The sequence below is a fragment of the Burkholderia sp. AU16482 genome (genome assembly GCF_002223285.1).
In the GTDB taxonomy this organism is placed as follows: Bacteria; Pseudomonadota; Gammaproteobacteria; order Burkholderiales; family Burkholderiaceae; genus Burkholderia; species Burkholderia semiarida.
Genome location: NZ_NKEY01000009.1, coordinates 178,352 through 191,551, shown reverse-complemented (window position 1 = coordinate 191,551; position 13,200 = coordinate 178,352). Strand labels below are relative to the sequence as shown.

Here is a 13,200-nt window from a genome sequence, read left to right as displayed (position 1 = left end):
GGCCCCTAACCAGCACAAGAAAAATGCGAAAAACACCGACGCTGCACCGCCACCTGTTCGCCGCGCTGGCGGCCAGCCTGCTCTGGATGCCGGCCGCCCATGCCAGCGGCGACGACGGCTGCTACGTGCCGACCACGCTCCGGCAGGCTTCATACTCGTGCGGCAACGTGCCGATGCTGACGCCCGCCAACGACACGCGCATCAACGCGATGCTGATGATGGCCGACAGCGCCAAGGTCGCGCAGGTGTTCCCGGACCCGAAGACCATCCCGGCGAAAGAGCGGATCAACCAGATCGTCGTGCCGTTCCCGATGGATTTCTCCGGATGGATCTACATCGGCCAGAAGGAGCCCGACAAGACCGGTAGCGCGGCGGACGCCGATGCGTCGTCGAACCGGTACGCGGACGGCGAAGGCAGCATCTGCCGCAGCATGAGCGCCGGCGTGGACGCGTTCAACGAAGCACTCGGCGGCGCCGGCGGCCTGCCCGCCGACGAAGCCGCCCGCCTGCGCGCGGCGCGCGCCGACATCGCGCAGAAAACCTGTGGCGCGGGCGCCGCGAGCGCCGCATGGGCGAAGCCGCCGGTCAAGTCGCCGCTCGGCCAGCAGTTCGCCGCGTACCTCGACGGCACGAACGCGTTCTATCGCGCCGACTTCCTCACCGCGACCCGCGCCTTCGCGAACGCATCGCACAGCGCGGACCCGTGGCTGAAGGAAACCGGCCTCTACATGGCCGGGCGCGCGCAGTTGAACGCCGCGCAAGCCAACGTATTCGACCACGACAGCCCGACGCCGACGCGCGCGCGCGTGACGAAGGTGTCGCTCGACGCGGCGAACACCGTGTTCCGAACCTACCTGAAGGTGTATCCGAAGGGACGCTATGCGGTGTCCGCGGCCGGGCTGTTGCGACGGGTCGCGTGGCTCGGCGGCAACGTCACGCAGCAGGCCGACCTGTACAGCCATGCACTCGCGCGCTGGTCGCCAGCGACGTCGAACGTGCCGCTGATGCAACTGGCGAACGAACTCGACAGCAAGCTGCTGTTCGGCCCGGAATTCGACGCCGGCCAGATCCAGTCGCCGACCGTGCTCGCCACCGTCGACCTGCTGCGCATGCGCGCGTCGGACAGCAGCGATGCGAGCCGCAAGCCGATGACCCTCGACGAACTGCAGGCGCAGAAGCCGCGCTTCGCGAACGCGCCCGCGCTGTACGACTACCTGCTCGCGACCTGGTACGTGCAGATCGGGCACAAGCCGGACGCCGCCCTCGATCTGCTGCCGCGGACGCCCGCCGCGCCGCTCGACTACTTCGGCCTCAGCCAGCAGGCGCTGCGCGGGTTCGCGCTGGAGGACAGCGGCCAGAACGACACGGCCCGCCAGCTATGGCGCGACCTGATCCCGCTCGCGAAATTCCGCTTCCAGCGCGAAATGCTGGAACTCGCGCTCGCGATCAACCTGGAACAGGCCGGGCTCGTCAACGACGCGTTCGCCGACGATTCGCTCGTGCAGAACGCCGCGATCCGTGCGGTGCTGCTGCAGCGCGCGGCCAATGCCGACCTGTTGCGCGCGCAGGCGCAGAATCAGGCGACGAGCGGCGCGCTGCGCGACACCGCGCTGTATACGCTGCTGTACAAGGAACTCACGCGTTCGCACTACGCGGACTTCCTCGCCGATACCGCGCTGGTGTCGGGCACGCCCGCCGATCCGTTGAAGCCGTTCATCGCCGCCGGCGCGAAAAACGACGACGGCTACACGTGCCCGTCGGCGCGCGACGTCGCCGCGACGCTGCAGCAGAATCCGGCCGATCCGAAAGGGCTGAACTGCCTCGCCGATTTCGTGCGCGTGCATCCGCCGGCGTCGGGCCTCGAAATCGATCCGGTGCCCGCGTGGGTCCGCAACGGATCGAGCGCGGCCGCCACGCGCGTGCCGCCGACACTCGGCGCGGCGCCGTCGCAGTTCGCCGGCAAGCCGTACGAGCGGATGTCGAGCTACGTGACGGTGATGGCCGATACGCAGGCGAACCCGAACGATCGCGCGTACGCGTTCTACCGTGCGATCAGGTGCTATGCACCGGCCGGCGCCAACGAATGCGGCGGCAAGGAGGTGTCGAAGAGCACGCGCAAGCGCTGGTTCGACACGCTGAAGACGGCCTATCCGGGCAGCCCGTGGGCGCAGAAGCTCCGCTACTACTGGTAGGCCGCATGAAGCGCATCGCGTGCGTCGCGCTGCTGCTGGCCGCGCGCGTCGCGCTGGCCGGCACCGTCGACGCCGCGCGGTACGACGCGTTCTGGCTGTGGGCCGGCGTGAAGCCGCAGGCGGTCGTGCGCGACGCGCGCATCGTCTACGTGCTGCAAGGACAGATCGAGGCGTCGCCGCGGGACGAGTCGCAGGTGCGCGTGATCGCACAGGGCGTTGCGCTGCCGCCCGCGCCCCACGCGCGCGTGTGGCTCGTCTATCGTGCGCATACGCTGCGCTGGACGCCGCGCGTCACGCGGATCATGCTCGCGCAGCTCGCGCGCTGGCGTGCATCGGGCCGCACGATCGCCGGCATCCAGATCGATTTCGATGCGGGCACGCGCCACCTGCAGGATTACCTCGCGTTCCTGCGCACGCTGCGCGAGACCTTGCCCGCCGATTGCCGGCTCAGCATCACGGGGCTGCTCGACTGGAGCAGCCGCATCGATACCGACCAGGTCAACGCGCTCAAGGGCATCGTCGACGAGGTGGTCGTGCAGACCTACCAGGGCCGCCGCACGATCCCCGACTATGCGGCGTACCTGCCGCGCGTCGCGCGGCTGCAACTGCCGTTTCGCATCGGCGTGATCCAGGGCGGCGACTGGGACGCGCCGCCGTATCTCGCGACGAACCCGTGGTTCCGCGGCTACGTCGTGTTCCTGCGCAACGGTTAGTGTGGCGGACGTTCGATGGGCGTCGGATCGCCGGTTTTCAATCGCGGCGCCGCCCGCCGCGGCGGGCCGGCGCCGCCACCGTCATGCCCGCACGAACGCCAGCAGATCGGCGTTCAGCACGTCCGCATTGACCGTCAGCATGCCGTGCGAATAGCCCGGGTACGTCTTCAGCGTGCCGTTCTTCAGCAGCTTGATCGACTTCAGCGCGGCATCCGCGATCGGCACGATCTGATCGTCCTCGCCGTGCAGCACGAGCGTCGGGACGGAGATCGACTTCAGGTCGTCGGTCTGGTCCGTTTCCGAAAACGCCTTGATGCCGTCGTAATGCGCCTTCGCGCCGCCTTCCATCCCCTGCCGCCACCAGTTGCGGATCACGCCCTGGTGCACGGTCGCGCCTTCGCGATTGAACCCGTAGAACGGACCGCTCGCCACGTCGAGGAAGAACTGCGCGCGATTGTCGGCGAGCGCTTTCCGGAAGCCGTCGAACACCTCCAGCGGCAGGCCTTCGGGGTTCGATTCGGTTTTTAGCATCAGCGGCGGCACCGCGCTGACCAGCACGGCCTTCGCGACGCGGCCGGCCGGCTCGCCGTGCTTCGCGACGTAGCGCGCCACTTCGCCGCCGCCCGTCGAATGGCCGACATGCACCGCATTGCGCAGGTCGAGCGCCTCGACGACCGCGAACGCGTCCGCCGCGTAATGGTCCATGTCGTGGCCGTCCCAGACCTGCGCCGAGCGGCCGTGCCCGCGGCGGTCGTGCGCGATCACGCGATAGCCGTGCTGGACGAAGAACAGCAGTTGCGCATCCCAGTCGTCGCTGGACAGCGGCCAGCCGTGGTGGAACATGATGGGCTGCGCGTCTTTCGGGCCCCAATCCTTGTAGAAAATCTCGACGTTGTCCTTCGTGGTGACGTACGGCATCGCGGTACTCCTGTGAGGTGGATGAACGTGGCGAACGGGCCGCTGCCATTATCGGCTTTATTGTGAAACCACGACGCCATCGTGCAATGCGATGGCCGATCCTCCACCGGCAGGAAACGGACGAGGCGGCGCGCGTCAGCCGTCCGTCGACACCGTCAGCGCCTCCCACGCGCGGATTTCGTCGTCCAGCGCCGCCAGCTTGCTCCGCACGAGCCGCAGCGCGTCGCTGCCGAGCAGCAGATGCGCGGGCGGATGGTCCGCCGCGATGACGGCGAGCATCGCCCGCGCGGCCTTCGCGGGGTCGCCCGGCTGCTTGCCGCTTTTTTCCTCGCGTGCGCGGCGGATCGGGTCGAACAGCGCGTCGTAGTCGGCGATCGAGCGCGGCGTGCGCGCCATCGAGCGGCCGGCCCAGTCGGTGCGGAACGAACCCGGCGCGACGGCCGTCACCGCGATGCCGAACGGCTCGAGTTCCTTGCCGAGGGTCTCGGAAATGCCCTCCAGCGCGAACTTGCTGCCGCAGTAATACGCGATGCCCGGCATCGTGATGTGCCCGCCCATCGACGTGATGTTCAGGATGCGTCCGCGCCGGCGTTCGCGCATGAACGGCACGACGGCCTTCATCATCGCGACCGCGCCGAACACGTTCACGTCGAACTGCCGGCGCATCTCGTCGAGCGGCGACTCCTCCATGATCCCTTCGTGCCCGTAACCCGCGTTGTTCACCAGCACGTCGACGGGCCCGACGTTCGCCTCGATGTCCGCGACGACGCCGTCGATCCGCTCGAAATCGGTCACGTCGAGCACGCGTGCGACGGCCGCCTGCGCGGACAGCGCCTCGAAGTCGCGCGCCGCCTGCGCGCTGCGCACCGTGCCGACCACCGTGTGGCCGGCGGCCAGCGCTTCGTGGGCCAGCGCGCGGCCGAAACCGCTGCTGACGCCGGTAATGAGCATGATGTTGCCGGATGCCATGTGAGCTTCTCCCGAATGTCGATTCAAGCGTGCATACTAGTGTGACGAACGACGCCGAATAAGCCCGATTCCGCTGATTTTCTTGCACAAAACTATGAGCACCGTGCCCGTCTCCGCCCGATCTCCAGCGCTGTCGCCGCGCGACCGGAAGCGCCTGGTGGCGCTGCTGCGCGCGCTGGCGCCGAACGAGGGCTACAACCTGACCGCGCTGCCGAGCGTGCGCATCCTGCGCTCGAACCGCGCGCTGTCGCGCACGCCGGTGCTGTACGACCCGGGCATCGTGATCGTGTGCCAGGGGTCGAAGCGCGGCTACTTCGGCGGCGAGTGCTATCTGTACGACGAACACCATTACCTGGCCGTCTCCGTGCCGGTCCCGTTCAGCATGGAAACCGACGCGACGCCGGAGCGCCCGCTGCTCGCGCTGTACCTGCACCTCGATTTCACGCTGGCCGCCGAACTCGCCGCGCAGATCGACCGCGTGGGCGTCGCGGAAACGGTGCAGGCGCCGAAGAGCATGATGTCGACGCCGATGGACGAAGCGATGCACGCGTCGGTGCTGCGTTTCGTCGACGCGATGCAGCGGCCGCTCGACGCCGCCGTGCTCGGCCCGGCGCTGCTGCGCGAGCTGTATTTCCGCGTGCTGACCGGCGCGCAGGGCCATGCGATGCGCAGCGCGCTGGCGATGCGCGGGCAATACGGCCGGATCGGGCGATCGCTGCGCATGATCCACGCCGATTACGCGCGGCCGCTCGACGTGTCGCAACTGGCCGACGAAGCCGGCATGAGCGTGCCGAGCTTTCACAGTCACTTCAAGGCGATCACGCAGGTGTCGCCGATGCAGTACCTGAAATCGACGCGGCTGCATCAGGCGCGGCTGTTGATGGTGCGCCAGGACCTGACGGCGGAGGCGGCCGGCTATGCGGTCGGCTATACGAGCCCGTCGCAGTTCAGCCGGGAATTCAAGCGCCTGTTCGGCTTGACGCCGGCGAAGGAAGCGCGGCGCATGCGCGCGAGCTTCGCGATTCCGGAGGCGTTCGACGATGCGGTGTTCGTGTCGTCGCATTGACGTCGTTGACGTGCGCCGCCCCCCCGCCGCGACGCGCGCGTTCATCGCGCCGCATCGAGCGCGCGGCCGGGCGGCGACTTCAGGATGAACGCGGTCACGCCCCGGATGCCCTGCGGCGCCAGCGCGAGACTTCGGCTCTCGGGCCGGCCGCTGGCCGTCGCGGTCGCGGACAATACCGAGGCAGTGATGGCGGAATTCGGCGACCCGTCGCCCGACCACGCGACGCTGACGACCCATCCGGTCATCGCGCTGCTCGCGGTCGAGTCCATCAAGGCCGACGTGAGCGGCCGCGTCTTGATCGACGCGATGAGTCCGGCAGAATACCGGAAAGTGCTGAAGCATCCCGACATGCAGGCGATGCTCGCACCGCTCGACAAACAGGGCTGACCCACACGAGATACCGATGACCCAGTACACCTTCCGCCTGCTGAACGTCTTCGCCGAATCGACGTTCGGCGGCAACCCGCTGTGCGTGTTCGACGATGCGCGCGGCATGGACGACGCGACCATGCAGGCGCTGGCCGTGCAGTTCAATCTGTCGGAGACGACCTTCGTGCTGCCGTCCGAGCGCGCGCATGCACGCGTGCGCATCTTCACGCCCGGCTACGAGATGGCTTTCGCGGGCCATCCGACGCTCGGCACCGCGCACGTCGTGCGGGACCTGCTCGAGGCAGGCGATGCGCTGTCGCTCGAATTCAAGGCCGGCGTCGTCGACGTCGCCGCGCGCGGCGACGTGTGGACCTTCATCGCGCCGCACGCCGGCATGCCGAACACGGCGCCGTGCGCGTTGCCGAATGCGCAGGTCGCGGCGCTGCTCGGAATCGCGGAAAGCGACCTGCTCGCGCCGCCGCTGTGGGTCGACACCGGTGCCGACCAGTTGCTGGTCGCGCTCAAGGACCCGGCCGCCGTGCGGCGCGCGCAGCCCGATAGCGCGCACCTCGACGTCTGGCCGCGAAGCAGCCTCGGCCGCAAGACCGCCTATGTGTTCGCGTTCGATGCCGCGCGCCCGGGGACGGTCGTGTCCCGCTACTTCTTCGTGAAGCAAGGCGGCGGCGTGTCGGAAGACCCAGGCACCGGATCGGCCTGCGCGAATCTGGGCGGCTGGCTGCTCGCCGCCGGACACGATCTGCCGGCCGCGTTTCGGGTCGAGCAAGGCGAAGCCGTCGGCCGGCCCTGCCTGCTGCGCTTGTCGGTCGATGCCGCGGGCGAAATCGGCGTCGGCGGGCGCGTGATCGAAATCGGGCGCGGCGTGATCAACGTGTGACCGACGCACGCCCGCCGATGCCGACGCCGACGCTCATCGCGCGCCTACCCGCCACACCGTCACTTCGTGCAGCGTCTCGCCCGGCTTGAGCGCCGTCGACGGGAAGGCCGGATGATTCGGCGAATCGGGAAAATGCTCGGCCTCCAGCGCGAACGCATCGGTTTGCCGGTAGGCCGTCCCGCCCTTGCCCGCGACACTGCCGTTCAACCCGTTGGCCGTATAGAACTGCAGCCCCGGCTGCGTCGTGTACAGCTCGAGGAACCGCCCGGACGCCGGGTCGTAAGCACGCGCGGCAAACGCCGGCGCCGTCTGGCCGCCCTGGTCGAGCACCCAGTTCTGGTCGTAGCCATGCGCGATCGCAAGCTGCGGATACGCATCGCGCAAATGCGCGCCGATCGGCGTCAACTGGCGCAGATCCATCGGCGTGCCCGCGACGCTCGCCAGTTGCCCGGTCGGAATCGACGTGCCGTCGGTCGGCGTGAAACGCGATGCGGCGATCTCGATCAGTTGCCGCTCGACGCTACCGGCTGCCTGCCCCGCCAGATTGAAGTAGCTGTGGTTGGTCAGGTTGACGACCGTGTCCCGGTCGGTCGTCGCGCGGTAGTCGATGCGGATCTCGTCGTCGCGGGTCAGCGTGTAGGTGACGTCCGTCGTCAGCGTGCCGGGGAAGCCGTTCTCGCCGTCGGGGCTCACGTAGCGCAGCGTGACGCTCGAACCGGCCGCGTCGCTGTGCGTACCGGTGACCTTCCACACCTTCGCGTCGAAACTGTCCGGGCCGCCGTGCAGCGTGTTCGGCCCGTCGTTGACCGGCAGCGTCCACGTCTTGCCGCCGAGCGTGAAACGCCCGCCCGCGATGCGGTTCGCATACCGGCCGATCAGCGCGCCAAAATGGATGTTGCCGTTGTGCGCTTCGTAGTCGCGCAGCGAATCGAAGCCGAGCACGATGTCGGCAACGTGGCCGGTGCGGTCGGGCACGTCGAGCGCGGTCACGATGCCGCCGTACGTGATGACTTTCAGCGTCACGCCGTGCCGGTTCGCGAGCGTGTACTGGCTCACCGCCTGCCCGCTCGCGGTCGTCCCGTAATCGGCGCGGCTGATCGACACGTCGGGCGCCGCCGATGCGGCGGCTGCATGCAGCGCGAACGTTGCGAACACACCTATCGCGAGCATCGGTTGTCGCGGCCAGCGTCGTTTCATGAAAATCTCCAAGGTGGTGCGGCCCGTGCAGGCGCGCAAGTTGCATGCCCGCACGGCGCCACGTTTGCCATGCTGCGCGCATCGTCCGCCCGAGCGATCGCCGTCATGAACGCCGTCTCCGCCGATATCGCACGCACGCTGCGCGCCGCCCGCGATGCCTGCTTCGGCGCGGCGGCCGTGTGGCCGCTCGTCGAGCGCGCATACGGCGAGCTGCGGCGCTTCGATCACACGCTCGCGCATCTGGCGGAATTGTTCGCGCACCTCGCGCCGTATCGTACGGAACCGCCGTGGCCGGCCATCGAGCTCGCGGCTTGGGCCCATGATGTCGTCTACGCGACGACGCTGCAGGACGACGCGGACAACGAAGCGCGCAGCGCTCGTGCGGGTCGCGAACACGCACTGTACCGCGTCATGGTTGCACGCGCACGCATCGCATCCGTCCATGGGCCGCGATCTCGTGCTGGCCACGCAGTTGCACCGGCTGCCCGAAACATACGCCGCCGATCCGCCATGGCAGCGCGCGGGGCGGACCGGCGCACCCCGCCTTCGCATCGTGACGATCACGATCACGTATGGTCCGCGCGCCACCGGCGAGGCGTGACACCGGTCAAGCGCGTGAAGGTTCGCGAGAAATGGCTCTGATCGGCGAAGCCGCACGCGGCGGCGATCAGGCTCAACGGCACGTCCGGGTTGCGCATCCATTCCTTCGCCCGTTCGACGCGCTGCACGATGAGCCAGCGATGCGGCGGCAGCCCGGTCGTCCGATGAAACGCCTTGACGAAATGACTGCGAGACAGCCCGCACGCGCTCGCCACGTCGGCCAGCCCGATGTTGCCGTCGAGATGCGCGAGCAGCAGTTCTTTCGCACGGCGCGCCTGCGACGGCGTGAGCTTGCCGTCCGACTTTTCCCGCCGTTCGCCGATGCCGCCGTACCGGCACGCGACGTGCGCCTGAAACGCCAGCCCCACGTGATCGATGAAGATCTGCGACGCCTCGCCAGGCCGGGCCAGCGCGGGCAGCAGCGCGCGTCCGAGCGCATGGATGACCGAATCGTGGGTGCTCAGATGCGGCGGCAGATAAAGCTGCGGCCGCCGCCGGCCGCCGAGGTCGTCGACCGTTTCCTCGAGCATGGGGCGCGGCAGGTGGAAATGCAGGCAATCGAACGCGCCCTTCAGGTCGGCCACCCAGCGACGGTCGAGATCGTAGATCGACACGGTTCCCGCGTCGTACGGAACGAACGGCGCGGGGCGGCCATCGAGCCACAGATCCTGTTCGCCGAACGCATGCAACTGCAAGACGATCAGATCCGTATTCTCCAGTTCATAGGGCGCGGTCAGCCCCATGTTCCGGCGCAAGGTCTTGAGTCGGACGATACCGATTTGCCCCTTCGGCAACGCCTGCGTGACGATGGTCTGCCTGACGTCGGCCGGGATGAAATCGGAGGATGCGGTGTCCGGCTGAGCGGTGGTCATGGGACGATGCGAAGAGACGAATGACAGGAGTGGCCACTCTAGCAAATCACGGTGACGCGCGCCGCTCGCGCCGCGGCGGCACTGGTATGATGCGCCAGCCACCCCCTACCGGAATTTGCGATGAAGCTGTCATTCGAAGCGCTCGAAGCCCTGGACGCGATCGACCGCACCGGAACCTTTGCCGAAGCCGCGGAACTGCTGCATCGCGTGCCGTCCGCGCTGACCTACCTCGTGCAGAAACTTGAAAGCGATCTCGGCGTGGCGCTGTTCGACCGCAGCGGCCGGCGCGCGAAGCTCACGCATGCGGGACGCATCGTCGTCGAGGAAGGCCGCCGCCTGCTGCGCGCGGCCGAGCAACTCGAGCTGAAGGCGCTGCGTGCGCAACAGGGCTGGGAAACGGAAGTGCGCGTCTGTATCGACGAAATTCTGCCGTTCGGCGCGCTGTGGCCGTACGTCCACCGCTTCTACGCGCTCGGAATGGACACGCGGCTGCGCCTGTCGACCGAAGTGCTCGGCGGCGCGTGGGATGCGCTGATTTCGCGGCGGGCCGATCTCGTCGTCGGCGCGGCGGGCGAACCGCCGGAATTGCCGGGCATCGTCGCGCGGCCGATCGGCTCGCTCAGGCACGTGTTCGCGGTCGCGCCGTCCCATCCGCTCGCGGCGTTGCCCGAACCGCTCGCGATGGCGTCGGTCGTCCAGTATCGCGGCGCGGTGATCAGCGATACGTCGCGCGAATTGCAGCCGCAGTCCGTCGCGATCGATGCGGGCCAGCCTTACCTCGCGGTACCGACGCTGGCCGCGAAACTGGAAGCGCAATGCGAAGGGCTCGCGGTCGGCACGCTGCCGGAATGCATCGCGGCGCGCGCGATCGCCGACGGCAAGCTCGTCGCGCGCCAGGTGACGGGCATGCGCGACACCACGCACTGCTATCTCGCGTGGCGCGGCGACGAGGCGGGCCGCGCGCTGCACTGGTGGGTCGAGCAACTCGACCAGCCGGATCTCGTCGAGCGTTTCACGACACCCGACTGACGCACCCGTTCCCCGCCCGCCGGCACGCCGGGGCCGCACGCGCTGCCGCCCGGCCGCCCGCCGATGACTGACGGCCCGGCATCGCACGCGTCACGCAGCGCCCCGGCACGGCGCCACGCGCCGCGACGGCAAGCGCACGTCCATCCCGTCCCGCCGGCGACCCTCGCCATCCGCGCCGCGCGTCAGCCGAGCGAATCGTGCAGCCGCTTCATTTCCTTCTCGAGCCATCCGATCAGGCTGAACCCCGCGTGCGCCTGCTCGACCGGCGGAATCATCATCCTTTCCTCGGTCGCGACATGTTCGGTGAGCGACTCGCACATCAGCCTGCCGAGCGCCGGCTTCCTGCCGATCAGCGCCGCCAGATCCTCGCTGCGAAGCTGATGCACGGTCATCGCGGTCACCGCGTGGACGGTCGCATGAAGCCGCGTGCCGGCGAGCACGACCGACTGCCCGATCGCATCGCCGGGCGCCATCCGACGGACTTCGACGTCGCCCGCCGCGCCCGGCACGAACACCGCCGCGACACCCGATTCGACGATCGTCAGCACGCGCGACTCGGCATTCGACGCATAGATCACGTCGCCCTTGCCGAACGAACGCGATACCAGCGCATCGGCCAGCACGGCCAGATCGTCGTCGTCGACGCATGCGAACAATTCGACCGCCCGCAACAGCAGCAGCCGGCGCGATACCGGATGCGCTTGCGATGTCGATGGCGACGCACACGCCGGCGCGGCGCCCGCGAGCGGCCGCCACGCGACGCCCGCCGCGGCCAGGTGCCGATGCGCGAGATCGTAGAGCGCGTTGCGCACGGTGGTTTTCTTCTGCAGTGCGTCGACGTAACAGACGAGTTCGTACTGGATCGCGTTCGCGCGGAACGCCTTCACGACGGCGATCGGCGCGGGGCGCGCGAGCACGTCGAGCGAACTCGCCGCGGCCCGCTCCAGTGCGCCGACGGCGACGGCCGGCCGCACCGCGGGATCGAGGTCGAGCGCGAGCGTGACGCCGTGCAGGCCGGCCGGCTCGCTGAGGTTCACGATCGTGGCGCGCGCCGCCGCGCTGTTCGGCACGACGACCAGGTTGCCGAGGCTGTCGATCAGCTTCGTCGCGCGCCAGTTGCTCTCGACGATCCGCCCTTCGAGCTCGCCGATCGACACCGTATCGTCGAGCCGGAACGGTTGCGTGGTATTCAGCACGAGCCCGGAGAACACGTCGTTCAGCGTGTTCTGGAGCGCGAGACCGAGTATCACCGCGACGGCGCCGGAGGTCGCGACGAGGCCGCTCAACGGCAGGCCGAGCACGTAGCCCAGCGCGGCCACCGCGGCCGCGCCGAACACGATGCCCGCGGCGATGTCGTGAAAGAGCCGCTGGCTGTGCCATGCACGCGGCAGCAGCAGATGATTGAGCAGCAGGCTGAACACGATCGCGCACTGGAGCCACCATGCGATGCAGATCGCCTGGACCGCGATCCGGTCGAGCCCGCCGATTGATGCGGGCACCGCGAGCGGGCTCACGCCGGTCGCGAACAGCACGGCGCTCAGCGCGGCGAACGCCGCACAGCGCCGGATCGCGCGCGTCACGGGGCCCGCGCGCCCGAACAGCCGCCACGCGGCGAGATCGGCCAGCACGATCGGCGCGCCGTAGATCGCCGTATCGGAGAAATTCAACATGTCGGATCGCCAGCGCGGCGCGCGAAAGGGTCAAGGCGGCAAGACGAACGTCGCCGCGGGAACGGAATCATCGGACGCATCGCGTGCCGACCGCCGTCGCGCCGGTCGCGGCTAGTCCCGCCGGCGCGCGACGCCCGGCAACGGCAACACGTAGCGGCCGGCGCCGGCGATCGCGATCGTGCCGAACAGGATCAGCAGCATCCATGCGAACTGCGCATCGCGCAGCGGCCAGTCCGGGTGCACGAACACCAGCGCGACGAGCGTGACGATCATCACCGGCAGCGCCGCGAGCCTCGGGTACAGGCCGACGATCATGAAGATCGGGCACACGACCTCCGCGAAGATCGCGAACACGATCGACAGCGTGCGGCCGAGATGGAACGGATCCTCGATGGCGGCGGCTTCGGCCGTGTAATGCAGGATCTTCGGCAGGCCGTGAACCACGAGCAGCAGCACGCTGGCGGATACACGCAGGAACAGCAGGCCGAGATCGGTCGCGTGGCTGGAAAGGTCGGAGTGGGCAGGATTCATACGGCGTTTCGTCGATTGAGCGGGATGCACGGCGGCGTGCGCCGCGTGGCATGCCGCGCGGGCATGCCGTGGCGGCGCGCGCCGACGGCATGCCGGCGCCCGCCGTCCAGGCAATCTACGCGTGCCGCCTGCCGCTGTCCTGTATCCGGGCTGAATCGTTCTGAAACAGGCGAGCGGCG

At 68.9% G+C, this 13,200-nt stretch carries 12 protein-coding genes and 1 pseudogene; 7 read left to right on the top strand and 6 right to left on the bottom strand.

Annotation, left to right across the window (positions count from 1 at the left end):
• Window positions 1-23 precede the first annotated feature (23 nt).
• Both CFB35_RS31335 and CFB35_RS31330 read left to right on the top strand, forming a co-directional pair.
• Complete coding sequence (locus CFB35_RS31335; RefSeq protein WP_089466093.1) at window positions 24-2,192, top strand: hypothetical protein; 2,169 nt, start codon at window positions 24-26, stop codon at window positions 2,190-2,192.
• A gap of 5 nt (window positions 2,193-2,197) precedes the next feature.
• Window positions 2,198-2,905, top strand: coding sequence for a DUF3142 domain-containing protein (locus CFB35_RS31330; protein WP_060967369.1), 708 nt, complete (start codon window positions 2,198-2,200; stop codon window positions 2,903-2,905).
• A gap of 81 nt (window positions 2,906-2,986) precedes the next feature.
• On the opposite strand, the gene CFB35_RS31325 is transcribed toward CFB35_RS31330, so the two are convergent.
• Both CFB35_RS31325 and CFB35_RS31320 read right to left on the bottom strand, forming a co-directional pair.
• Complete coding sequence (locus CFB35_RS31325) at window positions 2,987-3,823, bottom strand: alpha/beta fold hydrolase (protein WP_089466092.1); 837 nt, start codon at window positions 3,821-3,823, stop codon at window positions 2,987-2,989.
• A 135-nt stretch (window positions 3,824-3,958) separates the two neighbouring features.
• On the bottom strand, window positions 3,959-4,792 hold the full coding sequence (locus CFB35_RS31320; RefSeq protein WP_089466091.1) for an oxidoreductase: 834 nt from the start codon (window positions 4,790-4,792) through the stop codon (window positions 3,959-3,961).
• A 94-nt stretch (window positions 4,793-4,886) separates the two neighbouring features.
• Here CFB35_RS31320 and CFB35_RS31315 point away from each other — a divergent pair, with 94 nt between their 5' ends.
• From CFB35_RS31315 to CFB35_RS31305, 3 genes and pseudogenes are all read left to right on the top strand, one after another.
• Window positions 4,887-5,858: an AraC family transcriptional regulator gene (locus CFB35_RS31315; RefSeq protein ID WP_089466090.1), complete on the top strand. Its 972-nt coding sequence runs from the start codon at window positions 4,887-4,889 to the stop codon at window positions 5,856-5,858.
• A 111-nt stretch (window positions 5,859-5,969) separates the two neighbouring features.
• Window positions 5,970-6,245, top strand: a pseudogene (locus CFB35_RS31310) (TrmB family transcriptional regulator); the annotation flags it as partial.
• A 16-nt stretch (window positions 6,246-6,261) separates the two neighbouring features.
• Window positions 6,262-7,122 carry a PhzF family phenazine biosynthesis protein gene (locus CFB35_RS31305; protein ID WP_059574872.1) on the top strand — a complete coding sequence of 287 codons (861 nt, stop codon included), beginning with the start codon at window positions 6,262-6,264 and terminating at the stop codon, window positions 7,120-7,122.
• A 33-nt stretch (window positions 7,123-7,155) separates the two neighbouring features.
• Here the strand turns inward: CFB35_RS31305 and CFB35_RS31300 are convergent, their stop codons facing one another.
• The gene (locus CFB35_RS31300; protein WP_059575186.1) at window positions 7,156-8,319 is read right to left on the bottom strand and encodes an aldose epimerase family protein; all 1,164 of its coding nucleotides are present in this window, start codon (window positions 8,317-8,319) and stop codon (window positions 7,156-7,158) included.
• Between CFB35_RS31300 and CFB35_RS34785 the strand changes: the two genes are divergently transcribed.
• Window positions 8,254-8,961, top strand: coding sequence for a hypothetical protein (locus CFB35_RS34785; RefSeq protein WP_179231817.1), 708 nt, complete (start codon window positions 8,254-8,256; stop codon window positions 8,959-8,961). The two genes, CFB35_RS31300 and CFB35_RS34785, sit on opposite strands and share 66 nt — an antisense overlap.
• On the opposite strand, the gene CFB35_RS31295 is transcribed toward CFB35_RS34785, so the two are convergent.
• Window positions 8,886-9,791 carry an AraC family transcriptional regulator gene (locus CFB35_RS31295; RefSeq protein WP_059574870.1) on the bottom strand — a complete coding sequence of 302 codons (906 nt, stop codon included), beginning with the start codon at window positions 9,789-9,791 and terminating at the stop codon, window positions 8,886-8,888. The genes CFB35_RS34785 and CFB35_RS31295 overlap by 76 nt on opposite strands.
• A 120-nt stretch (window positions 9,792-9,911) precedes the next feature.
• Here CFB35_RS31295 and CFB35_RS31290 point away from each other — a divergent pair, with 120 nt between their 5' ends.
• On the top strand, window positions 9,912-10,820 hold the full coding sequence (locus tag CFB35_RS31290; RefSeq protein ID WP_059574869.1) for a LysR family transcriptional regulator: 909 nt from the start codon (window positions 9,912-9,914) through the stop codon (window positions 10,818-10,820).
• 182 nt (window positions 10,821-11,002) lie between these two features.
• Here the strand turns inward: CFB35_RS31290 and CFB35_RS31285 are convergent, their stop codons facing one another.
• Together CFB35_RS31285 and CFB35_RS31280 are read right to left on the bottom strand one after the other, a co-directional pair.
• A complete protein-coding gene (locus tag CFB35_RS31285) occupies window positions 11,003-12,490 on the bottom strand; it encodes a mechanosensitive ion channel family protein (protein WP_089466089.1) in 1,488 nt (495 codons plus the stop codon).
• Between the two features lie 111 nt (window positions 12,491-12,601).
• A complete protein-coding gene (locus tag CFB35_RS31280) occupies window positions 12,602-13,021 on the bottom strand; it encodes a DoxX family protein (RefSeq protein ID WP_059574865.1) in 420 nt (139 codons plus the stop codon).
• Window positions 13,022-13,200: the final 179 nt, after the last annotated feature.